We start from the raw sequence: 22,414 nt of genomic DNA on the forward strand, positions 1-22,414 counted from the left end.
GGTGGTCGGAGGCCGTAGCGCCGTCGCGGCCGGATGCCGTGACACTGTCGCCGCCGAAGGCTCTGGCGCTCCATGGTCGGGGTTCCCGCGCTGCGCGGGACCCCCAGTCTGTCTCGATAGACTTGTGCCGCCAGCCTCTGTAGCTCAATGGAAGAGCAGTTCCGTCCTAAGGAAACGGTTGGGGGTTCGAGTCCCTCCAGGGGCACCGTGTTTTTTTACCTCTGACCAGGGATTTCTTCTGAGGTCAGACCACAGAAATCCGCTTTTTGCCCGCTTTTTGCCCGCATTCTGAGAACTCCGAGGGCAGCTACGAGCACCTGCAAAGGTCTTCGTTCGAGGCCTCATGGCGCCGAAATCGAGCATTTACCGCGACCTCTGCCTCGTCGAAAAACTGAGCATTCTGCTCTCTGCGGTCACCGCGGGCGAGCGTAGCGGGTCTGTGGAGCCGACGGCAGTGCGACCAGCGGCATGGCGTCGTTGAGCCGCGACGCGACGGCATCCAGATCGTCGTCGAAGAGGTCGGCGTACGTGTCGAGCGTCATCGCGGCCGACGCGTGGCCGAGCATCCGCTGCACGGCCTTCACGTTCGCACCCGAGCTGATCGCGAGAGATGCAGCCGTGTGACGGAGGTCGTGAGGAGTGAGCCGTGGGATCGACGGATCGAACGCCTGCGCACGCCGGACCGCGTTCGCGAACCATCCCTGCGCACCCGAGTTGCGCATGTGGTCGATCCCGTCTCCGAACAACAGGCCCTCGGGGCCTTTGCCGGCGCACGCCTCCTCGATCAGAGGTGCGAGGCGTTCGGGGTAGGGGACGGAGCGCCGCTCGTGAGTCTTGGGCGTGCCAACGTGGATCTCGTAGGCGATCATGACCGCGTTCTCTTCGATGACGAAGCGTCGACGCAGCCGGTTCACGCTGCGCACACGCAGCCCCGTCGCCTCGCCCCAGCGCAGGCCCGTGTACGCCAGCGTCAGGACGAGAGTCGGATGTGCCGAGCACGCCGCCAGCGTCGCCACCTGGTCGTGCGAGAGGTAGACACGGCGCTTGCCCGGTCCGTGCCGAGGAAGGTTGCGCACGTGGCGGGCCGGATTGCTTGCGAGGCGACGATCGTCGATGGCGACATCGAGGATTCCGGCAAGGATCCCCAGCGAGCGAAGGACGACCGTGCGCGACCTCCGCGTCGCGAGCTCGGACACCCAATCCTGAACCTCCGAGCGTCGGATCGACGAGATCTCTCTGTCTGCCCACACCGGGGCGACGTGGTTCTTCCATGCACGCTCGAGCGTCATGTAGTACGAAGGCTTCGACATGGGCGGCTGCTTGGATCGCAACCAGCTGTCTGCGAACATCCGGACGGGAACCCGCGACGAGGCCGGGTCGATGTACTCACCCTTCGCCTTCGACACCGTGACCATGGCCAGGTAGAGCTCTGCTTCGCGGATCGTCGTGAACCCACGCTTCTCCGCCTCGGTGCGATCCGGCCGGCGATAGCGAAAGCGGTAGCGGCGACCCTTCGCCGATTCGTACGGGGTGACGCTGCCCATCTCGACCTCCACTCGTGCCGGCTTGACTGTCAGTATCGGGCCATGTCCGACATCTGAGTAACCGCGTCAACGAAGCCGATTCGGGATGCAGGGCGATGCTGGCGACCGTTGGAAAGTGTCGGTGACCAGCGAGTGATTCGCATCCCTCCGACGCCGAGAGTGTGGCAAACGTGCCCGGCTCCGTTTTCGCCGCTCACTCCTTGCAGACTCGCGCGCTGCGCGTGTCGGCGGCGCTCGAAAACTGGACAGTAGCGGCGCTTGAAAAGTGAACACTCAACGATTGGAGAGTGATCACTTTGGAGGATTGGGCGTTGATCCGGAGGCTTGCCGCGGAGGGTGAGCCGAAGGCGAAGATCGCAGCGAGGTTGGGGATCTCGCGGACCACGGTCATCAAGGCTGTGGCCTCGGAGTCGCCGCCTCGGTATGAGCGGTCGGTGAGGCCGACGTCGTTCACTCCGTTCGAAGCGCGAGTGCGCGAGCTGCTGGTCGAGACCCCGACGATGCCGGCGACGGTGCTGGCCGAACGGGTGGGCTGGGAGGGGTCGATCCGCTGGTTCCGGGACAACGTGAAACGGCTACGCCCGGAGCAGCAACGCATCGATCCCGCGGACCGGCTGGTCTGGGCGCCCGGGGATGCGGCGCAGTGCGATCTGTGGTTCCCGCCGGAGAAGATCTCGCTCGAGGACGGGACGGCGAAGCTGCTGCCGGTGCTGGTGATCACGCCGGCGCATTCGCGGTTCGTGACCGGGAGGATGATCCCGACCCGCAAGACCGAGGATCTGCTGCTGGGGTCGTGGGAGCTGATCGAGCAGCTCGGGCGGGTGCCGCGCAGGCTGATCTGGGACAACGAGCCGGGCATCGGCCGCGGGAAACGTCACGCGGCCGGCGTCGACGCGTTCATGGGCACGCTCGCCGCCAAGCTGGTGTTGCTGCCACCACGGGATCCGGAGTCCAAAGGGGTCGTGGAGCGACGCAACGGCTGGTTCGAGACCTCGTTCATGCCGGGCCGTTCGTTCACGTCGCCGGCGGATTTCAACGAGCAGTTCACCGACTGGTTGGGCCGCGCGAACCGGCGGGTGGTGCGCACCCTCGGCGCCGCCCCACGGACCGGCTTGATGCCGACCTGGCGGCGATGCTGCCGTTGCCGCCGATCCCGTTGCATCTGGGCTGGCGTAACCGGATCCGCCTCGGCCGCGACTACTACGTCCGGATCGACACGAACGACTACTCCGTCGACCCCCGCGCGATCGGCCGGATCGTCGACGTGACCGCGGACCTGGAACGGGTCCGGGTGCGGCTGGACGGCCGCCTCATCGCCGATCATCCGCGGGCATGGACGCGAGGCATGGTGGTCACCGACCCGGAGCATCGCGACGCGGCCGCGGCGTTGCGACGCGAGTTTCAGCAGCCTCGCCTCACGGCGGTCGGCGACGACCTGGCCCGCGACCTCGCCGACTACGACCGCGCGTTCGGGCTCGTCGAAGGAGGGATCAGCTGATGGGCGGGTCGAAGCCGGCCGAGTCGGTGAAGCAGATCACCTATCTCGCCAGCGCACTGAAAGCACCTCGGATCACCGAAGCCGCCACCCGGATGGCCGATCAGGCACGGGACGCGGGCTGGTCGTTCGAGGACTACCTCGCCGCCGTCCTGGAACGCGAAGTGAGCGCCCGCAACGCGTCCGGCGCGGAACTGCGGATCAGAGCCGCCGGGTTCCCTGCCCGCAAGACCCTGGAGGACTTCGACTGGGACGCGCAACCCACCACCCGACCGCAAGTCGCCGCGTTAGCTTCGGGCGGGTTCCTCACCGAAGCCCGCAACGTCGTGCTGCTCGGACCGCCCGGAACCGGCAAGACGCACCTGGCGACCGCGCTCGGGATCGTCGCCGCCCGGCACGGCCACCGAGTCCTCTTCGCCACCGCGACCGACTGGGTGACCCGCCTCACCGACGCCCACCGAGCCGGCCGACTGCCAGCCGAGCTGACGAAGCTGCGGCGCTACGGGCTGATCATCGTCGACGAAGTCGGCTACCTCCCGTTCGAACAAGACGCCGCGAACCTGTTCTTCCAGCTCGTCTCATCCCGATACGAGCACGCCTCGCTGATCCTTACTTCGAACCTGCCGTTCAGCGGCTGGGGCGGGGTCTTCGGAGACCAAGCCGTCGCCGCCGCGATGATCGACCGCATCGTCCACCACGCCGACGTCCTCACCCTCAAAGGCGCCAGCTACCGACTCCGCGGACGAGGCATCGACAGCCTCCCCAGCATCCGCACCACCACCGACGAAACCCCTGGCTAGACTGCCCGCAACCGTTCACTATTCGAGCGCCGAAAACGTCAGGATTCAAGCGCCGCCGACAGCGCGCTTCGCTTAGCAACCGTTCGGCGTCGAGCACTGCGTCGACCGCGATCGCTGGGTGGCTGGTTGTCGGTTGGATATCTCTGCCCGCCGAGAACTCTGTTCGGCCACCGCCTCTTCAGCGCGCTCCGCGTAGAGCGCCTCGAGCAAGTCTTTGTACGCCTCTCTTGTAACATTTCCGCCGGGGTTTGCCCTCTCCTCGGATGAATGCCGCGCCACGCTCCACGGTACCGCGAGACTTTCGAGGATCGCCCGCATGTGTCGCACCTTGGTGGGGCCATAGTCCAAGACGCCCAGCACGGGGCCAATATCCCGCTGGAAATCCGCGGTCACTTTGGAGCCCGCTGAGAACCATTGCGGGCGCTCCGAAACCCCGAGGAACTGTCCCACTGCTGTTGCGACGTCTCGCTTGTAAAGCACGACCGAGGGCTAGTGCAGCCTCGGCCGCGCTGCAGCTCAGACCATGAGCTCGAACCTGTGTCGGCGGCGACGTGCTGGATGGGGAACCTGCTGGACGAGGGTTGCCCCCACCTGGCGGAAATGGCACGGCCGCAGCGACCAGGTCGTTTGGGATTCCGGGCAAGGGACTTTGTCAGCGTCTAGTGCCGGCGGCAGCTGCGTGCGTCAGCGATCAGGGGAGAAGGTCGGCCCCCTCCTCTTCGTCGTCCTCGTCTGCACTACCAACTTCGCCTTCGTCAATCACGATTCCAAGCGCCTGAATCTCCTCCCTAGAGAGCGGAGGGACGAAGCTGTCAATCGCGCGTTCGATGAGGTCTAGTCCCCGACTATCGATCGTCTGGCCATCCCAGCGCCGGTAATCGAGCAACGCACCGTTGATCTTGAACGACGTGTCGTCCTCCAGCATCGAGAGCTTTTCCGGAAGTGGACGGTTATGAAGGTGTGAGTTGATCGCAGATAGTGTGAGGTTACCTAGGACGTGAAGGTGCGTTTCGTGCAGAGCGGCGGGACTCTCCACTCCCCAGTCCACTAAGTCGTGCTCCCACTTGAGCGAGAGCGTCTGCGGCATCACATGCTCAACCGTGTAGTCGCTGCTGCCTAGGAGGTTCGGCACGTGCGCCTCATACGCGTAGAAGGTGCGGTTGATCCGCTCGAGCACCAAGAACGCCCACTTGCTACGTGTGGGGGTGTACACAGGGGTACTAGTGACTCGGTCGCGAAGAACAGCATCCGACGGCCAGGAGTTCTCGTCCTCGCCACCGGAAAGCACCGCACGCAGCAAAGCAACGACGTCATTACCGGCGAGGTCAGGTTGCTTCGTAAGTTTGTGCGCGGCCCGAACCAAGATGGACTTATGCCGATTGGGGGCGTACCCGGCCAAGAACCGCCGCGCAAAGAAGCTCAGAACAATTTCAATACTCAGGCCCAACTGGCTGTCGTCCATCGCACCGCTTGTGAACCGACGGAGCAAGTGTAGGACGAGGCCTTCTGCAGGGACGGTTCCCCACCTGCTCAGCGTGAGAAGGGAACGTCGGGTCCCGACAGAAATTCCGGACATCTCACCAGGGCGCCGAATGTAACGAAATAGGCGTGCCGCACCCGTCAGTTCTTGTCCATACGAGTAGACGGCCGTGGGTGAGCCCTCGACGCTCCCAAGGTCTTTCTGGAAATAGGCGAAGAGCGCTCCCTTCGAACCGCCGTGACCTTGACTGATTGCCCACGCGACCAAGTAGTCTTCGATCTCGGCCGGCGGCACGTCAGCCTCGAGATTCTGCCAGTGCTCGCTGTAGAACTGTTCCCCCTCCTCACCCAGCAAGAGAAAGAAGAAGTTGCGCACAAGGTCCGCCTGCTCCAGGGGTCGACCGCCCGAGTTTAGAGTTTGGAACACTCGGTGCGCGTTGTCTCCTGCCTCGAGCACGACCCAGACAGCGCTGAGCCGCTTCGCGATGTGCGTAATGAGGGTCAGCGCTTGCTCACTTGTTCGGTTGGAGAGTTCGGTCGAGAAGTATTGATATGCCTGCTCAACCAACGTTTGGTCGCCAGGCACGCCGTCGATCACCTGCGTCAACGCGCTGCGATCGGCTTGCTGAAGGACGAGTCGATCGCGGTATTCGGGTCCTAACGTGGTGTTGCGAAGGTAGCGCGACGTGTAGAAGTCCTTCAGAGCCTGACGGGCAGGGTCGTCGCTCTCCGAGCGCGCAATGTGGTCGCGAATCGCGCATATGAGAAGTGTCAACGTGGTGATCCGCTGCTGACCGTCTACCACGAGGAATCGCTGTGCTTCCGATGGCATGCCAGTGCCTTCCTGGGCATGCAAGACGACACTTCCGATGAAGTGGTTCAGCTTCTCATTTGCTTCGGCAGCTGTGGCGACTCGGACCAAGTCCAGCCATAGGTCTTGCCACTCGCTTCGCTTCCATGAGTACCGTCGCTGCCACAGGGGAATCAACAGCTGCCGATCGCTCGAAAACAGCTTCTCGACCTCGATCTCCTCAGCGTGCATGCGTGTGTCGCCTTTCAGTCGAGCGTTAGCCTACTTGGCGCCTGTCGTCGCAGGGTGGTGGCCGATCGGGGAGCGCTCGCGGACTCGGTAGAGTTGACTGTGAAGTCAATCTCGGTCGTCGAGCGGCAGAATCGCCGATTCGCGATCGCTCAAACGCAGGTTGGTTACCTCGAGTGGAACGGACAGGATCGCTGCAATGGATGAGTGCATCCACCTCATGGACCCCGCGTTGTGTTCGATCTGTACCACGGCGTCGGACGCCGGTTCGAATCGCGTCGGCTCTTACGGGTTCCATGGCGGTGAGACTAAGCAGGATGTGCTCGATGACGTCACGCGGATGCTGGGTCTCCGCCGGCAAGTCGTCTCGGTCGGCTCGAGTCTTCCCAGTGATGTATTCGTAGCGGCCGCTCGTCGTGTCGGCGTGCCCGTTGGTTCCATGCCCGAGATTTGCGAACAGATCGTGCGAAAGGCGGGCCACCACTACTCCGCATCGTATGACTCTCGTGGATCGATATCTGGGGGAGGCTCGACAGTCACGCTCGAGGGCATACAGGCGATGCGGTCGGCGCTTCGAGCATTGCTGTAGGCACGGGAGACGGAGAGGCCCGATCAGAGCCTGGCCATTACCAGGCTCGCTCAGCGACGCGGACGATTCGACGGGCCGGGCTCAGCTTCATGGTGAACTTGTCGGCGCGGCGGGCGCCAGATTGCTGCCGCCCCTGGACGACAGGCTTGAGCGCTCCGGCGAGGATCGCGGCGTCGAGTGCGGGTGTGTTAGCGATCCAGAACGCCTCGATCGTGAGCGGAACGAAGGCGGCTTTCCTGGCGCGCGACTTCCCGCTAAGGCTAGGCATTGGCGCTCGTCCCTTGAAGCCGTCATGCCAGCTCTTGAATACTCCGTCTTCGTCCATCAGCCCCCGGCCGCTCAAGATTAAGAATCCAAGTCCTTGGTCGGCCACGCACGCCCGTACGGCGTCTACATCATTTAGCAAGACCTGATCGGCGTCCTTCGGTCGCGTCCACGCACCGGATAGGGGGAGATGCTGCTCCGCGGTGTGGGACTTCAGGTCCCACACATGGTTGAGCGAATAGTCAAAGATTGTGTTTCCATACCTCACCCGCGGCGGAAATGGGTTTGGTCGGAACGCACGATTGAGGATCTCCCGCCCCCGAAACTCGAAGAAGAAGCCCGGCCACTCCATTTGGTTCTCTTGACGAGTCCCCTCGTTCCGAAGCCATTCCGTCGCGGCCCGGCCGTCCCACGGCCCGTCGTTGGGGCGGTGGAGCTTCTGCCAGAGCGCGTCGACGAGCGCAGCCCCTTCCCCTTGCGGACTCAGCCCTGCCGCGTACTCATTGCCAAGTTTGCCGAGGCGACGCTCAGCACCCGCAAGAATTACGTTCAGACCCGTTAGTCGTATCGTCTCGCCGGTTGAGATGTACTCGTCTCCCCAGGGCACCTCCAGTTCTCCCGCAATCGCGCCTCCGAGCTGTGTCTTGCTAAGACCTCTCTGGTCGAGATGCGGCAGAAGTTTCGCCGCGAGATTCGAGAGGACGCTCTTGTGCTCCTTGCTGCCGGGTCCGAGCCACTCCGGTCCCGAATCTGTCAGCGACGAAATCCGAGTCACCGCTTCGATCTTTGAGACAGCGGGTTGGAAGTCTTCCCACACTGAACCGGCCAGTCCAGTGCTTGATGCAGCGGTGATCGCCTTGAGCGACCCTTCCTGGTACGCGATCGCCGCACCGTACAGCAGCGCATTCACGCCCTCAAGCGTCAGCATGGTCTTGTCGACGAAGTCTCCCGGGACCCACTCGATCCCGAGCACCTCGGCGAGCGCGGCGCCAAGGTGCGCGTTCGTCGTCACCGCAGGAATGTCGATCTCGAGCGCATCTCGAAGGGCCAGTAGGGCTCTCTTCTCGCCCCTCGTGTGCTCCAGCGTGGCGCCCGTCAGCGCACTAATTCGATACAGCGCTTCCGAGAGAGTGCCCGCGGGGAGGAAGTCCAGATCATACGGCGGATGCGGCATTGAAAGCGTAGCGGAGTGCTAGCGAGACACCTCCTCGAACATGTCAGCTGCGAACACCTCAGAGAAATCGAAGCGGACACCCCTGAGCAGCTCGTCATCGATTGACTCGACTAACTCGCGTGGACGACGGATGTTTTCGTTCTGGCGTCCAGCATTGAGCTTCTTGACGAGATCGCGCCCCTCGGACTCTTCAAGTGCAGTCACTAGAGATGGCGTGGCGCTGAGCACGGCTGGGAGGGGGAGCGAAAGCAAAGTGCGGATGGGGAGTGTGATGCCTCCATCAACGCACCGCCACCACCAGTAGGGGAGGGAACTGTTGAGGAGCACGTACGCTCGGTTCATCTCCTCGCGTGTCCGAAAGTACAGAACATGTTTGGATCCGCGATTCAGATCGCGCTTGGAAGCCGAGATGTAATAGCGCGGGGTCGAAGCGACGTGAAGCGCGAACTGCGTTCGCTCGCGGTGGACAAGATCACTCAAGGTCTGGCCGTTCGACCGTAGAGCGTCCCACACTGCCTCAGTCCCGGGCATGACCTTCGCCCACTCGCCATTCGGGCCATTGCGGAGATCGACGAGGAATCGGTGCGCACTCGACCACATGCGCAGGCGGGAGCGCGCTGCCCACCTGAGGATCGGTGTCAGCCGCCAGCTCGTATGCGAAGGGGAAGAGACCGTGATTGCGGCGCGGACGAAGTTCGTCTTGGATGTGTTTGTTGATCCGTACTTGAAGCCGCGAAAGCAAGTATCCGGGACATTATCGAAAACGAACACCTCGCCGCCAGAGCGCTCCTCGAGGATGACACGCAAGGAGTCGTACTTTGCGGCGCTCAGGTGGGACGCAGGCGTGACCGCAATGAATCCCTTTGACTCGAGCGAGATTCGCTCTAGGAAGTAGGCATAGAGCTCGCGCGCCGCAGCAGTCCTGAAACGCGCGTTGGGGGCCGTTGCCGCGTATGGCGGGTTGACGATGACGAAGTCGTGGCGGGGTAGCGCAGCGGAGTCCAGAAAGTCGCGCGCCCGGCTTCGTGCGGCAAGCCGCGGGAGACATTCGTCATCGCCGTCCGCGGCGAAGCTTGCCACGAGGAGAGCAATGGCTGTGCGGAGCGCAACCGGATCCATGTCAATCAGGGTTAGCTGCGCGGAGACGAACTCGGCGGGGTCGGACATTGCGTCGGCCAGATGCCATGCGAGATTCCCCACACCACAGCAGGGGTCGAGCCAATGCCCGTCGCCGAATGCCTGCACCTGCCTGGCCATGAAGGACGCCACGTCATCCGGGGTGAAGTACTGACCCTTTTGGCGGCGGTCCCGGTGGTTTGAAAGCGCCACAAGGGCCTCGTAGACCACACCAATCTCGCCGATACTCATCCCGCCAAGAGGATTCCCAAGATCGAGCGGTCCCGCGTCGAGGAACTCCACCAGTTGTCCGCGCAGATCTGGCCGACTCTCGCTCGTGAGCCTTGCGACCGCGCCCAACCAGTTCTGGCGTGTAGTTGTCAGGCTCGGGGCGAGCAACGACTGAATCGCGCTGCTTACGCGGCGGGCTGAGACTGAAGAACTGCTCACAGGTATCGCGGAGCGCAGGCGATTGCTCTCAAGCGGTTTCGCGAGAGCAAGGCTCATGAGCGGTTCCTTTGATAGCGGTTGGATGCCCTACCCGGTTGGAAGGCCCGAAACCATCTTGACGGTTGGCTGGGACATTTCCCTCCACCACGCCAAGCGGGCGGGAGGACGAGCACTCAGTCGAACCTGTCGAACCAGTGTGTATCGACAACTGGTGCCAGCTTGATGCCTGTCTCGGCGGACAGGACCAACTCGGCTAGTCGCGAGCCATCGATCAAGTCGACTGTCGGCGTCGACGAGATCGCGGCAAGTCGCGCGGGTTCGGTGAACCGACCGAGAGTGACGAGGATCGCGCGTTCCGCTCCCTTGGTCTGTGCGTCGCGCTGGAACAGAGCAACGACCTCCCGGCCGACTGGCTTGCCGTCAGGGTTATACCGCTTGACTTGAACGGCCACGCGAGACGAGAGCACCGGGCTGATGGGAGCGGTGCCGATCCCGTCGATACCTTCGTCGCCGGAACCGCCGACCCTTCGAAGCTCGAGTCCGAATGAGCGAAGGAGATACAGCACAAACTCCTCGAAGCCGGCGGGTGGGAGAGCATGCAGTCGCTGGAGCAGTGCTAGTTGCCACTCGGTTCCGGCTTGGGACTCGTCCTGTTCGTCGGCCACCGCGACGTTAGGCACGTCGTCCGTCTCCACGGTCCACCGCGATTCGGAGGTCGAATTCAGCGTTCTCTCCGATGTCTGACGCGCAAGCCGGCGATACTCAGAGTTGAGCCTCTCGATCTCTGCTTGAGCTGTGATTTCGTCCTGGTCGACCAACGACCTGCCCAGCGGCGTGATCAGGTAGACGCCACGCGCGGGCTGCTCGAGGGCGCCAATCATCTTCGCGGTGGAGCGTCCCCATTCAGCTCGGTCAATGAAGATCGACTTGGCGCGGTTCGGGTACTCGATCCCGACCAAGTCGTCCGCATCGGGCCAGATACCAACGACGTAGTCGATGATCTCGCGGGCCTTTGCCGAACCTCCGAGCATCGCTACCCCACGTAGGGCTGGCAACACGAGATCGGTATATCGAGGGATGTCCGCTGTACTCACCCTGCTCTCTCCCTCACTTCCCGATCGCGACGCTGCGACCGCTGCCTGCGACCTTATCGGAGCCCGCTCCTTCTTCGACGGTGGCGCAGCGCACGGCGCCGAGCCACTCAGGCGCGAGCGCAGGCCGACATTCGCAACGGTGCACGCAGTCACCGACGGTGGCGCGTCCGATCGAGGCGGCCGTGTCAGCGACCCGCGAAATGGCAGGCCAGCCCAATCGACGGCCTCAGAGCCCGATCGACGGCCCCTGCGGCCCGCCGGGCATCTGAATGGGCCGCGATATCCGTTCGTCTTCTGCGCGGAGCCGGTTGTACGTCTCGCGGGTTATCAGGTCCACGGCTAGGCCAGCCCCGCGTGCTCGAGCCATCATGCGAGTTGCGGTGCTCACGCTTACGCCGAGCTCATCGGAAACGAACTTGAGCGGCGCCAGGTTGACCGTGGCAGCGATCCGGTACAGCACGACAGCCTCTCGAACCGTGTCGTCGAATGTGCGGTCGGTGCGCGCATGCACGCCGTCGAGGTACGCCGTCAGGAATGTAGGCTCGGCGCATCCGCGTGCGATCTTCACCAGCCTCACCGCCGACGACTGGACTGCCCATTGGACGCGCACCTCGCGCATCGCGGGCGTCGTGATCTCCTCGCCTTCGCCGTCTCGATCGATGTGGACGGAAGCCGCAGCGGCCCTCTTGAGCACGGGGTCGTGCACCACCTTCACGCGGACGGTTCCGGGGATGCCGGGCTCGCCAGTGACGACGGCATCCCACGCCTTCGGAATGGTGATGCCATCGCCCACGTCGATTCGCTCCCGGTTGACTATCTCAATGTCAAGCTCCGCCATGTCGGCGAGTCTCTCATGCGGGTCATCGCGGGGCAATACATGACGTGCCGAATCCATGTCGCGAATTGCTCGTTAGGAGTAGCCTCTGCTCAAGTGCTGACACGTACTGCGCACGGAAGGAGACGAAACGATGAACAAGACGCCGCACTCGCTCGCGTTGACGAGGATGCCGCGAATCTGGTGGGAGTGGACTACCGCACGATCAAGCTGGGCATCGACAGCGGGACCATCCCGACTGTCCAGCTCGGCCCCCGACGGATGATCCCCCGCGCCGCCTTGCTCCGCGTGTTCGGCGTGGAGCCCTAACTCCCCTCGTATGGGCGACGCCCGCCTCCCGGCCGAGTGGCTGGGAGTCCCCCGCTTCGATGCCTTGAGCGATCGCTCGTGGCGCATCCTCACGAGTGCACTCATGTGGAGCGGCATCCACGGCGCAGATGGACTGATCCCTACTCTCTACACACGGATGCTGCACCCCGACGGCGACGACATCGGCGCTTTTCAGCAGCTTGGCAGGCGGGACTCTGGGAGCGACAGGTCGACGGCTACCAACTGCTCGGCTGGACTACCGACCTTCACCAAGTCGCCGCGGGCCAGCTGGCGCGTCATCGACGGAACGCACGAGATCGGCAGCGCGCATATCGTGCGCGGCAGCAGTCGACGAATTCCTCGGGGGAGCCGTCGCCGGAAGACACTCCCGTTAACGAGCGGGCGCGTGTCGTCACACGTCACGTCACGCGTGACGACAGCCGCCGCGGTGGCGATCCATCGGCGCACGTCACGCGTGACGCACCGCGTGACCGTGATGGAACGTCGTGCCAGCGGCATCCGGGCGGACCATCGCCAACGTGCAAAGCGTGCGCTCGAGCACGCGCCGCGTTCGAGGACCGGCAGCATCCGATCTGGGGCGACGGCTGGGACTGCACAGTCGACGGGCACAGGATCTCCTCGGACGGAACCTGCGGCATCTGCCTGTTACGGCCGTCCTGAACTGGCTCGGTCTTCGCCCTCGCACCGACAATCGGCCGACCAAGCGGTCGGGGCCGGCGGAGTGCCCGTAGCGAGTGGTTGCTAAGCGGAGCTCGAAGCGCAGCGGAGAGCGGAGTCTGCAAAGAGCGAGCGGAGGGAACGGAGTCGACCCCGACCGCTCCACTCTCGCCGTCGGGGTGAGTCTTCGCCATTGTTGGCGTCGATCGCCCTCGCTACCCGGTCGACGCCAGCATGAGGATCATCCCGCTTCTTGGTCGACCGAGTCCGAACTGTCGAGGACGCTATGAGATGCGCTTGCTGAGAGCTTGACGGCTGAGCCCCGACCACGTCGACAGCATCGCCCACGACACATCCCTCCCGCGCAAGACGTCGACCAATCGATCCCGCTCATCGAGGAGGACGCGCTCCGCGCGATGCAGCTTGTCGAGTTGCTTCGAAATGTCGCGCAGTCGCCGCAGCGCCTCTTGCTCGCTCCCCCACACCCGCTCGAGCTCGCGACGTCCTCCCGGCTCATGCTGCAGGCGAACGACCTCGGCCGCTCGTTCCTTCGCGGCTGCCGCGGCCTTGACGTTCGCCTCACGCTGACGGAGATACTCTGCACGGCGACGTGCATTCTCCTTCAGATTCCTGCCGTGGACCATGCAACCTGGTTTACACCAGATCCCAGACATTGCAAGGGATCGCGAGGGGTCCACAGAAAGTGCCTGCGTGCGTTGCTTGTATTGGTTGTCTCTTCTCTTGGTCTTGTGTTCATCTCGGTCCCTTAGATTTCGTCTCGGGCCCTTGGTCATCGCCTTGGTCTCAGTCTTGAGTATCGTCGTGCGTCCTGGGTCGTGGTCGTCGCGATGCTTGCTCGGTGGAACCGGTCTAGGTCCCCATCCCCCGAATCGCGCGACGCGTGGATTTCGGGGGCCGGTTGCGTCGAGCTTTCCGAATCTCGGCGCCAAAGTCGTGTCGCTAACGCGAACGTGCAGCGCACCGCCAGCGGGCAATTCATCGAGCGGGATCTACGCACCTCCCCGGAAAACAGTCGCTCAGAGGGGATCGGATTGGCGCCAGTCGGCTCGGCTCGGATCAGGGGCTCAGCGGATGAGCAGTGATCGACACAGTTACTGAGACCTTGGCGTATGAACTGTCTCCGCTGCTTCGGCTGATCGATCTCGTGCAGTAGGTTCATGGGCATGCACAAGCGCGTGCTGGCGGCCATTCTGCTGGCGATGTTGACGATCACTGGCTGTAGCCCCGAAGCGGGCGCCGAGGCGTCAGGCGAGCCGACATCGCTTTCATCGACGTCGGGTGATTCCAACTCGACGCCGAGCAGCGAATCGAATCCTGGACCGACTCAAGAATCGGCGCTTCCCACCACCGACCTCACTTGCGAGCAAGCGATCGCGGCGGCCGCGGCCGTTGCTCCTGATGCGGTCAATAACGACGAGGTGTTCGAGTCGCTCGTCGCGTGCTCGACAGCCGCCGAATGGATTGCGGGGATTCAAGGCTCACCCGCGGTGTTCGGTGTGACGTCGATCCCCGATGCCGACCTACCGATCTACCTACAGACTGTTTGCTACGACCAGTACCTGCAGTCACCCGTGTGCATGGATGCCAAGGCTCAGGGGCTCTTGTAGCGATTCGGTCCGGAAACCCGACGCAAATGGCCAACGAGCTGCGGGAGCGCCTCGAACGGCTGGCCTAATACACACGCCGTACGTGAGCGGTTGGTAGCCGCCCGCAAGCCGGTCGTGCAGAGCGCCATGGCCGAGGGGCTGTTGCAGCGAAGTCCTCATATACAGCAATGACGGATTTCGCTGATCGACCGGCGTACGCGCGCTCTATCCACAGGTACTGCCCCTCCAGGCCGCCGTAGAGTAGCGCGATGCGCAGAACCTTCGCCGTGCTTCCGCTGCTCGCCTTGGCCGTAACGATTGCGGGCTGTGCGACACCGTCAACGGCTGCGCTGCCGCCAACCCCGACTGCCTCTGCCAGTGCCACTCCACCGACTCCGTCGCCAAACTCGACTCCGACTCCGACTCCGACGCTCGCACCCGCGCCAACCGAGTCGGCCCCCGTGCTGACGCTCGGGTACACGTCCGAGCAGATTGCGGCCGTATGCATTCCGGCAGTTTAAGCTGAGTACGACGGCGCCACCCTGACGGGTGCATCCGAGCATGCCCCGCGTCTTACCGATGATGGGAACACCGCGACCTTCGAATGGCTCACCTATGTACCAGACACCGTGACGTGGACGACGAACACTGACATCACGTTTCCCGCGCTGTGCTCGATAACGAATGCCGACCCGTCCACGCCAACTGTTGCCTACGTGGGAGTGGCTGACCTATAAAGAGCCGCCAGCAGGACAGCAACTTTAGCCCAATGAGGACCCTTCCACTTCGCGTAGGGGCGCATGCCCTCTGCCCCCTTGACGATCGCGCGCACCCGCGGCGACCGGCGAACCTCGTCCCGCAACGCACGTACCGATCGCGTGTCGTCCGCCTCGCCCAGAACGCCGGTGCGCACCCTCCACCGGACGGAAGGCTCCTCGCTCTGCAACAGCCAAGACAGCACCTCGTCCATCACTCGGCCTTCCTCGGTTCCGCGCGGCATCGCTGCCCACTTGGCCCGCGGATTCAACCGCATTCCACCAGACGCGCCGGCACTACCGCTACACCGCTGCACCGGATCACGTCTGCAACAGTCCGCACGCCGATCCTCAACGCGCTCGAACTGTGTCGCTGAGGGACCGCCATTCGTGCGGTGCGTCGCCCGGTTGCGTCCAGCGGAAGCAGTCCGGGAGTTCGACCGTGCTTGCGCAAGGGCGTGGGCGGTGCCGGTTGCATCTGTGGTCGGCCCTGGCTGTCTGCAAATGGCAAGCGCGCAGGACATCTTTCCCGCCGTGGGCGCCGTCATAATCGAACGATGAGCCAAGCCGCTGACCCCGTGATCCCGGAGGTCCGTCGCTATCGCAGCGAAGACGCACCATTGACGTTGGAGATCTTCCTCGCAGCGATCACGAAGACCGCGGCAGCGGACTATTCGCCCGAGCAGATCCGTGGCTGGGCGCGGCCCGATCGACGCACTCCATCCGACTGGGACACGGCCAGGACCAAGCTGAGCACGTTCGTCGCTGTGATCGGCACCGAAATCGCCGGCTTCTCGGACGTCAGCGAAACCGGATACATCGACATGATGTTCGTGTCGCCCAAGCACGCACGCCGAGGCGTGGCCCGAACGCTCCTCATGGAGTTGGAACGACAGGCTCGCGATCTCGGCGTTGGTCGGCTCACGGCCAATGTAAGCATCACCGCGCGACCGTTCTTTGAACGCTTCGGCTGGTGATCGCCGAACAGCACCCCGTGATCGAGGGTGTCGAGCTGACGAACTTCCACATGGCGAAGTCGCTCACAAAGAACCACTGACCAAGCGCCCGGACCGCCCGATTGCCGACCGCTCAACGTCCGGCCTATCTGTCAGGAAGCAGTCCCTACGCCGGCGCGTGTCCGACCGCTGGTTCCCGTGCGCGGAGTTGACATTGACTCGCGTCGTCACTACTTGCTGTGCATCGCCGCGGTCACCATCGTCGAGGAAGTTGAGCGCCGCCGACTTCCGCAGCGCCGCCACCAGCCGCCGTGGTGGCATATCCGCACGCGTTCGCCGCGACCATCACGACGCCGTGAGGATGCCACTGCCCACACTCAGCTACCGTCGATTCGTGGTCCGACCCTCCGTGTGGAGGACGGATTCACCGAGAAGTTCGAGCACCGCGAGGCGATCTTCGCTAGGCAGTAGGCGAAAGAGGCGAGACGCGAGGAAGCTGACGCGGGTCGCCCGCGAGAGCCAAGCCCCGAGAACCGCGATCGGTAGCACCGCGGCGTAGAAGATGATCGCGGGGAAATTCAGACTCAGGCTGTATCCAAGCGCGATCGTGAGGACGGTGGAAAGGACGATGTATCCCACGACGCCGATCGCGACCCAGAGTTCGGGTCGCGCCCGGAAGTACAAACCCGCCCGCCGCGCCGCAAAGAAGGTGACGACGAGCATCAGGTAGGGCACCACCGCATTCGCCACCACGACGGAGAGCCCTGAGTACCCCCCGCCGCCGAGCTGCGCGCCCACATCGGCGAGGCCAGTTTTCAGCGGTCCGAGCGCGCGGTGGAAATAGCGGTAGAAGTCATCCATGGCGACGCCCACTGTGGTGGTGACCACCACACCCACCCCAAGACCCAGCAGCTGCTCCGCGAGGAGGAGCGATCCGACCAGAATTGCCGTGACGAGTGCGATCGGACGGTCGATGCTTGCTCTGCGCAAGGATTCGATCTCCTGCGTCCGTGGCTGGCGCCTCGCATGGAGCTGGTAGGCGATGACAGGAGAGGCGAGCGTCACGAGTGAAGTGATCAGGCCCGTTATTTCCGCGTCAAGTCTGAAGACTTGTCGGCACACCACGAACGTCACGGTGAACAAGACCGCGGTCACCAGGAGTGTAACGGCGCTATACGGGTTGAACCCGCGGTCTGAACCAACCCCCACTGATCCGCTCCTATTCACAAGAATCATGGACCCAACCCGGAACTCGCGCCAGACGGCAAGGGGGCTGAGCCGGTCCACGCCAGGGGAACTCAGCAGTACCGGCCCCGGTCATGCGCGCTGACGGACGGTAGTTCGTGCAGGAAGGCGTTCAGGTGAGCGCGGCAAGCTGTGTGCCGCGCACCATGCTGAACGCGAGCGCGACGACGTCGTCGAGATCGGCATTCCGGCCGTCTAACCGCCCTACTTCGAACAGGGCTGCGTCCGAACCCCCTCGGATCTCTTGGAGGGTCTTCGTATGGAAAGCGAAGCGCCGGTTCCAGAACAACGCCTTGCGTTCGCGCAACACCTCCGCCGCGCCGAAGAAGCGTCCTGCCCTTTCCGCATCGTCTTCCTGGGCTGCAATGGCGAAGAAGCCCTCGAGGGAGAACGCGAGGCCCTCCTCCGCCCCGATGTCCGTGGAGACGCGCAGTTGCTCGCCAAACCGATACTTCGCCTGCCCGAGGTTGCCGGTCTGCACATCTATCCAGCCCAGGTGGTAATGGGCAATGCCTTCAAAAAGCCGGTCGTCAATCTCGCGGCAACGAACTATGACTTCCTCGAACCGTCGGCGTGCTCCGGCAAAGTCGCGGCGAAGGAGGGCGAGGAACCCGAGCGTCGTCCCGGCGATGTTCTGCCCGAATGGGTCGCCTATCTGCTCCATCAGAGCGTAGGACTTCCGTGCATCGCGAACGGCACCGATGTAGTCGGGAAAACGCTTCGTCAGCCGGGCCGTAGCAAGCGTGATGAGGACCAGGGCTTGTCCGAACCGGTCGCCCTCACGCCGGAATGTCTTGACCGCCCGCGCTAGAGGCCGGAGCACCCGAACGGGTTCGAACGATTGCCATGATGCAAGCGCATGGCCGTAGAAGGTGGCGATCGCGCTTGAGCGTGGGGATAAAGACCCTTCCGCTGCGAGCAGCGTCGTGCCCCACACGCTGGCCTCGATTAGTTGCCCTCCCATGAACCAGAACCAGAGCAGCGGCCAGAGGAGCTCCGCCGCGTCGTCCAGTCGATGCGACTGAAGGAGATAATCAATGGCGGCTCGTAGTTCATCGCGCTCGTCAACGAGCCTGGGCATCCAGAGTCGCTGTTCGGGCGTCACCAGTGCTCGGCCGGCTCGACCGGCGAGTTGAACGTAAAACCGAGCATGAAGGTCCCGGGCTTCCTCGAGTTCGCCTCGGCCCTCCAGTTGCTGGCGAACGTACTCGCGGATCGGAACAGGCATCGTGTACCACGTGCGCTGTCCGTGATCTCGTTCTCGGATGAGGCTGCCCTCTACCAGTGCGCTGACGGCGTCGAGCGCAGTCGTCTCGTCACCCTGCGCCATCCAGACCGCAGCCTCGAGGGCGAACCCCGTCGGGAAGACGCCGAGTCGCAGCAGCAGTCGTCGTGCGTCGTCGTTGAGCAGACGGATACTCCATTCGATCGTCGCTCGGATCGTTCGTTGTCGTTCGGGGAGGTCGCGACCGCCGTCCGCCAGCAACGGGAGTGCATGGTCGAGCCGTTCGACAAGCGCACCTGGAGTCATGACTCTCAGGCGGGCGGCGGCAAGTTCCAGTGCCAACGGGACGCCGTCGAGGGCGGCGACGATCGCGGTGAGAGCCTCGGCGTTTGCGTCTGTCCGTTGGAAGTCGGGTTTCGCGGCCTGGGCGCGCTCGACGAAGACCTGCTCCGCGGCCGCCGGCTGGAGCGGACCAAGCTCCATGATGGCCTCGCCGTCCACTCGCAAGGGAATCCGACTCGTGGCCAGAAGCGAGGCAGCTGAATCATCAATCAGGGCGGCGCAGAGCTCGGGGGCGGCATCGACGACATGCTCGACGTTGTCAAGTAGTACGAGCATGCGGCGCTCACGGAGCGAGACTCGAACCGCCTCATCCAGCGAATGGCCAGCGTCGCGAATTCCCAGGGCGTTCGCCACGGCGCCCATCGCGCGACCGGCCTCTCCCACGCGAGTCAGGTCGACGAACGCAATTCCGTCAGGAAATGACGTCTCGGCTGCGCGCGCAGCGGCTACCGCTAAACGGCTCTTACCGATCCCACCAGGACCGGTGACTGTGACGAGCCGTTCTCCCTCGGTCAGGAGACGAGTGAGCCGGGCCAAATCCTGTTCTCGGCCCCGCAAGGTCGTTCGCGGCGACGGCAAGCCGATGAGCTGGGTCGATGCGACATCCACCTCGGGTGCGGCGAGAGCCGGCCGCCGAAGGTTGGCGGCGTCGAAGCGTTCGGCTAGCAACGTAGCGAGGTCAGCCGTGACGAGGCCGGTGAGCTCCGCCGCATCAGTGAAGGCGACATACGACGCGTGATCGTCATCGCGGATGCGGGCGAGCAAGCCGTCTAGGCGTTCGTCTCGGTGCTCGCCTGCCTTCAGGTAGATCAGTTTCGGAATACCCGGGGCCAGGTTCCATTCGTCTTCGAGACCCGACACCCCCTCACCGGGAGCGATCCACCCATATTGCTCCCAGTAGATCCCGACGAAGATGTCGCTCTGCTCGAGGTACGCCCGATACAACTCCCGGGGCGGATGCGGGCGCGCCCCGAGCTCGAACATCACCGGGGCCATCGCCAGTCGCTCGATCGCTGCCCGTACCGCACGCCGTTCGGGCGCCAGTTCCTTCAGCGTCGAGCTGACGAAGACTCGGAGGCGTTGATCCGGAGTCCTAATGACGCCGGCAACGCGGCCCATGTTCATAGTCTCCTGCGCCGCCTCGTCGGCCAGCAAGCCCAGGACTTCACCCGGGCCTCCGTCCTATCCCCCCGTAGGAGCGGTGTGCACCTTTTGGCCCGAGACTCGTAGGAGGTGGCGCGGGTAACAAGATCCGCATAGTGCCGCCGCAATGGATCCACGCCGCCGGGTAGCGAGCTGCGGCAGCCACACCCATCGATCCGGGACGGAACACCGCGCCGCGCTTCCATAGGCGTTCGCCGAAGAGCGGGCCCCTGCGAGACCATCGTAACAATCCGGCGAACCAACGTCAGTGAAGGACCGCTGGCCGAGCACCTCGAACACTGCACTACAGGGGGCTGCCGTCCGTCGGAACCGGTGTACCACCAGCAAACGCGGGCTCATCCTGGAATGCGGGATCTCGTGGCGCTGCGATGATGATGGCGACGGCCTCCGCAGCAAGGACGACGAGGCTCGCGTGCGGCCAATAGCTCAGCGCTATGGTGCCGACCACGACAATAAGGAATGTGAAGCCGAGCAGGGTGCGAAGCCCGATGCCCCACCGTGGCCCGGCTGTGGCGGCCGCGGCCACACCGAACCCGCAGGCGAGGAACAGGAGGATGCCCTCCCAGCCCCACAAGAAATGGAGCGGAGCGGAGCTGGGGGAGCTCAGGTAGCTGAGGACACAGACCGGTGCGCCAGCGATCAGGAGCCACGCCATCACGGTCCCACCCCACCCGGCGCGACCCAGGTCGGGAAGCAACGCGAGTCCGATGGCGAGGAACGAGAGGCCCGCGAACGCGCCGAACGTGATGTAGGGGTCGTCCGCCCACCGGTATGCCCACACGTACGTAGGGAAGTGGAACACCCACACGTACATCGGTGAACCGAATGCGGTCGCGACTAAGGGCATCGTCACCGCGGCCCACACCCCGCCGGCCACGGCCAGCGCGAGGCGCCACCACCTCGTCCGGTCAGCGAAGGAGCGACGTGCCTCGGCGATCATGCGCCCATTCACCACCCATCCGCTGTGCTTCGCAAGGGGACCATTAGCGTGCGGGAACCACGCACTGGCCACCTGAGCCAACAACGTCGCGGCTTCGCCTCTCTGACGGGGCGCAGAGGGTGGCTCGAAATCGCCCGCACTAGCCTGTGCATGTGCAGGGGTATGACGGAGCCGCCGTAGCGGGTGGTCGAGCTCAAGTCGATGGGGTCTCGATCGACATCGATGGCATAGTCCTGGAACGACTGGTCGGAACAGGTGCGAACGGCTTCGTATTCGCTGGACGGGACATTCGGCTCGATCGGCCCGTCGCGGTAAAGATCTGGCCGCCACGAAAGGATCGCGCCCCGCACGACGGGGACGCCCGTTCTGAGCAAGCACTCGCCGAGGCGGCAAAGGTGGCTCGGATCAAACATGAACACATCGCTAGCGTCTACTCGGCCGATTTCCTCCCGTCTGGGTGGCCATATGTGGTTATGGAGTTCGTCGACGACCCACCTCTTCGAGAGGTGATTGATGAGTTGTCACTGCTGGATCGGCTCAGCACGTGTCGTGACGTCTACCGTGCCCTTGACACGGCGGAGCGCGAGGGGATCTATCACGGCGACCTTCACGGTGGAAACGTGCTCGTGCGGTGGTTCCACGCGACCGTGATTGACTTCGGCACCAGCTTGCTTGCCGGGCACGAGCATTCGCTACGCCGACATGCCCGGCTGGTCCACTCCTTCGTTCACCAGCTTCTGCCGGAGCTCGAGAACTACCTTCCTCGGCTCGACATCCCCGGAATCGTTCGCCCTGAGTACGTGACGTATGTTGAAGATGTTCGAATCGGCGCGGCTGAGGCGCTGATGCAACTGGATGGCGAACTAGACCAACTCTCGGGTCCGGATACCGCGCAGCGCCTCAAGTATGTCGCCGACCAATACTCGACCGCCTTGATCGACCTGACCACTCCGATCACGGCATGGCTCGACGCGAGAGGCGTCGAAGACCGCCCTATCGCCGAGTTCCGCGCGAGGTCCGAGTCCGAAACCGCTAAAAGGCGCTCACGACCATGGCCTACAACGGTCGGAATGAAGCTTCGGCCCGTTCCACCGTTTGTGGACGCGTGATCGAGGCGTCGGTCCTGAGCAGACGACTCTCCAGGTCACGACACCATGCCGGCACCCGGCCGCTGAAGGACCCGACAGCGGTCGCGGATGCGACGGACGCGGCGTCGATTGCCGCATGTCGTCGTTCCCACGTTGCGGATGATGAGCATCGACAGGAAGATGTAGTGCGGATGAACTGCGTCTGAGGTTGAGTGGACATCCTTCC

15 protein-coding genes, 1 tRNA gene and 1 pseudogene are annotated in these 22,414 nt (G+C 63.9%); 7 read left to right on the forward strand and 10 right to left on the reverse strand.

Translation table 11 applies throughout. The features are described 5' to 3' along the window. The first annotated feature begins 133 nt into the window (after positions 1–133). Positions 134–205 (forward strand) — tRNA-Arg (locus tag ABD212_RS18550). 208 nt (positions 206–413) lie between these two features. Here ABD212_RS18550 and ABD212_RS18555 read toward each other — a convergent pair. After that, positions 414–1,544 (reverse strand): tyrosine-type recombinase/integrase, encoded by a 1,131-nt coding sequence (locus ABD212_RS18555; protein ID WP_344097601.1) that lies wholly within the window; start codon positions 1,542–1,544, stop codon positions 414–416. A gap of 287 nt (positions 1,545–1,831) precedes the next feature. Here ABD212_RS18555 and istA point away from each other — a divergent pair. After that, positions 1,832–3,042 (forward strand): annotated as a pseudogene (gene istA, locus ABD212_RS18560) (IS21 family transposase). Then, positions 3,042–3,839 (forward strand): IS21-like element helper ATPase IstB, encoded by a 798-nt coding sequence (gene istB, locus ABD212_RS18565; protein WP_344097603.1) that lies wholly within the window; start codon positions 3,042–3,044, stop codon positions 3,837–3,839. Before istA ends, istB begins: the two are co-directional and overlap by 1 nt. 691 nt (positions 3,840–4,530) lie before the next feature. Here istB and ABD212_RS18570 read toward each other — a convergent pair. The 5 genes from ABD212_RS18570 to ABD212_RS18590 form a co-directional block, all read right to left on the reverse strand. Beyond that, positions 4,531–6,360: a DUF262 domain-containing protein gene (locus tag ABD212_RS18570; RefSeq protein WP_344097606.1), complete on the reverse strand. Its 1,830-nt coding sequence runs from the start codon at positions 6,358–6,360 to the stop codon at positions 4,531–4,533. Between the two features lie 623 nt (positions 6,361–6,983). Then, positions 6,984–8,384, reverse strand: a complete 1,401-nt coding sequence (locus ABD212_RS18575) for a hypothetical protein (RefSeq protein ID WP_344097608.1) — start codon at positions 8,382–8,384, stop codon at positions 6,984–6,986. Between the two features lie 18 nt (positions 8,385–8,402). Continuing rightward, positions 8,403–10,007 (reverse strand): N-6 DNA methylase, encoded by a 1,605-nt coding sequence (locus ABD212_RS18580; protein ID WP_344097610.1) that lies wholly within the window; start codon positions 10,005–10,007, stop codon positions 8,403–8,405. Between the two features lie 116 nt (positions 10,008–10,123). Beyond that, positions 10,124–11,044: a restriction endonuclease gene (locus ABD212_RS18585; protein ID WP_344097612.1), complete on the reverse strand. Its 921-nt coding sequence runs from the start codon at positions 11,042–11,044 to the stop codon at positions 10,124–10,126. Positions 11,045–11,270: 226 nt separating this feature from the next. Next, a complete protein-coding gene (locus ABD212_RS18590) occupies positions 11,271–11,882 on the reverse strand; it encodes a hypothetical protein (protein WP_344097615.1) in 612 nt (203 codons plus the stop codon). A gap of 93 nt (positions 11,883–11,975) precedes the next feature. Here ABD212_RS18590 and ABD212_RS18595 point away from each other — a divergent pair, with 93 nt between their 5' ends. After that, the gene (locus tag ABD212_RS18595; RefSeq protein WP_344097617.1) at positions 11,976–12,188 is read left to right on the forward strand and encodes a DNA-binding protein; all 213 of its coding nucleotides are present in this window, start codon (positions 11,976–11,978) and stop codon (positions 12,186–12,188) included. Between the two features lie 962 nt (positions 12,189–13,150). Here ABD212_RS18595 and ABD212_RS18600 read toward each other — a convergent pair. After that, the gene (locus ABD212_RS18600; protein ID WP_344097621.1) at positions 13,151–13,510 is read right to left on the reverse strand and encodes a hypothetical protein; all 360 of its coding nucleotides are present in this window, start codon (positions 13,508–13,510) and stop codon (positions 13,151–13,153) included. A gap of 540 nt (positions 13,511–14,050) precedes the next feature. On the opposite strand from ABD212_RS18600, the gene ABD212_RS18605 reads away from it, so the two are divergent. Both ABD212_RS18605 and ABD212_RS18610 read left to right on the forward strand, forming a co-directional pair. Further along, positions 14,051–14,494 (forward strand): hypothetical protein, encoded by a 444-nt coding sequence (locus ABD212_RS18605; RefSeq protein ID WP_344097623.1) that lies wholly within the window; start codon positions 14,051–14,053, stop codon positions 14,492–14,494. A 1,291-nt stretch (positions 14,495–15,785) separates the two neighbouring features. After that, positions 15,786–16,205, forward strand: a complete 420-nt coding sequence (locus ABD212_RS18610; RefSeq protein ID WP_344097626.1) for a GNAT family N-acetyltransferase — start codon at positions 15,786–15,788, stop codon at positions 16,203–16,205. A 360-nt stretch (positions 16,206–16,565) separates the two neighbouring features. Here ABD212_RS18610 and ABD212_RS18615 read toward each other — a convergent pair whose 3' ends face one another. The 3 genes from ABD212_RS18615 to ABD212_RS18625 all read right to left on the reverse strand — a co-directional run bounded on the left by ABD212_RS18615 (position 16,566) and on the right by ABD212_RS18625 (position 21,100). Continuing rightward, positions 16,566–17,471, reverse strand: a complete 906-nt coding sequence (locus ABD212_RS18615; protein WP_344097628.1) for a hypothetical protein — start codon at positions 17,469–17,471, stop codon at positions 16,566–16,568. 70 nt (positions 17,472–17,541) lie between these two features. Beyond that, the gene (locus ABD212_RS18620) at positions 17,542–20,115 is read right to left on the reverse strand and encodes a DUF4062 domain-containing protein (protein ID WP_344097630.1); all 2,574 of its coding nucleotides are present in this window, start codon (positions 20,113–20,115) and stop codon (positions 17,542–17,544) included. Positions 20,116–20,443: 328 nt separating this feature from the next. Beyond that, positions 20,444–21,100 carry a hypothetical protein gene (locus ABD212_RS18625; RefSeq protein WP_344097632.1) on the reverse strand — a complete coding sequence of 219 codons (657 nt, stop codon included), beginning with the start codon at positions 21,098–21,100 and terminating at the stop codon, positions 20,444–20,446. 152 nt (positions 21,101–21,252) lie between these two features. Between ABD212_RS18625 and ABD212_RS18630 the strand changes: the two genes are divergently transcribed. Further along, positions 21,253–22,209, forward strand: a complete 957-nt coding sequence (locus ABD212_RS18630) for a protein kinase domain-containing protein (RefSeq protein WP_344097634.1) — start codon at positions 21,253–21,255, stop codon at positions 22,207–22,209. Positions 22,210–22,414: the final 205 nt, after the last annotated feature.

This window comes from Microbacterium deminutum (assembly GCF_039530205.1).
In the GTDB taxonomy this organism is placed as follows: Bacteria; Actinomycetota; Actinomycetes; order Actinomycetales; family Microbacteriaceae; genus Microbacterium; species Microbacterium deminutum.

Coding starts and splice junctions, on each gene's coding strand:
- ABD212_RS18555 (WP_344097601.1), bottom strand. CDS start 1,544: ATGGGCAGCGTCACCCCGTACGAATCGGCGAAGGGTCGCCGCTACCGC.
- istB (WP_344097603.1), top strand. CDS start 3,042: ATGGGCGGGTCGAAGCCGGCCGAGTCGGTGAAGCAGATCACCTATCTC.
- ABD212_RS18570 (WP_344097606.1), bottom strand. CDS start 6,360: ATGCACGCTGAGGAGATCGAGGTCGAGAAGCTGTTTTCGAGCGATCGG.
- ABD212_RS18575 (WP_344097608.1), bottom strand. CDS start 8,384: ATGCCGCATCCGCCGTATGATCTGGACTTCCTCCCCGCGGGCACTCTC.
- ABD212_RS18580 (WP_344097610.1), bottom strand. CDS start 10,007: ATGAGCCTTGCTCTCGCGAAACCGCTTGAGAGCAATCGCCTGCGCTCC.
- ABD212_RS18590 (WP_344097615.1), bottom strand. CDS start 11,882: ATGGCGGAGCTTGACATTGAGATAGTCAACCGGGAGCGAATCGACGTG.
- ABD212_RS18600 (WP_344097621.1), bottom strand. CDS start 13,510: ATGGTCCACGGCAGGAATCTGAAGGAGAATGCACGTCGCCGTGCAGAG.
- ABD212_RS18605 (WP_344097623.1), top strand. CDS start 14,051: ATGCACAAGCGCGTGCTGGCGGCCATTCTGCTGGCGATGTTGACGATC.
- ABD212_RS18610 (WP_344097626.1), top strand. CDS start 15,786: ATGAGCCAAGCCGCTGACCCCGTGATCCCGGAGGTCCGTCGCTATCGC.
- ABD212_RS18620 (WP_344097630.1), bottom strand. CDS start 20,115: ATGGGCCGCGTTGCCGGCGTCATTAGGACTCCGGATCAACGCCTCCGA.
- ABD212_RS18625 (WP_344097632.1), bottom strand. CDS start 21,100: ATGATCGCCGAGGCACGTCGCTCCTTCGCTGACCGGACGAGGTGGTGG.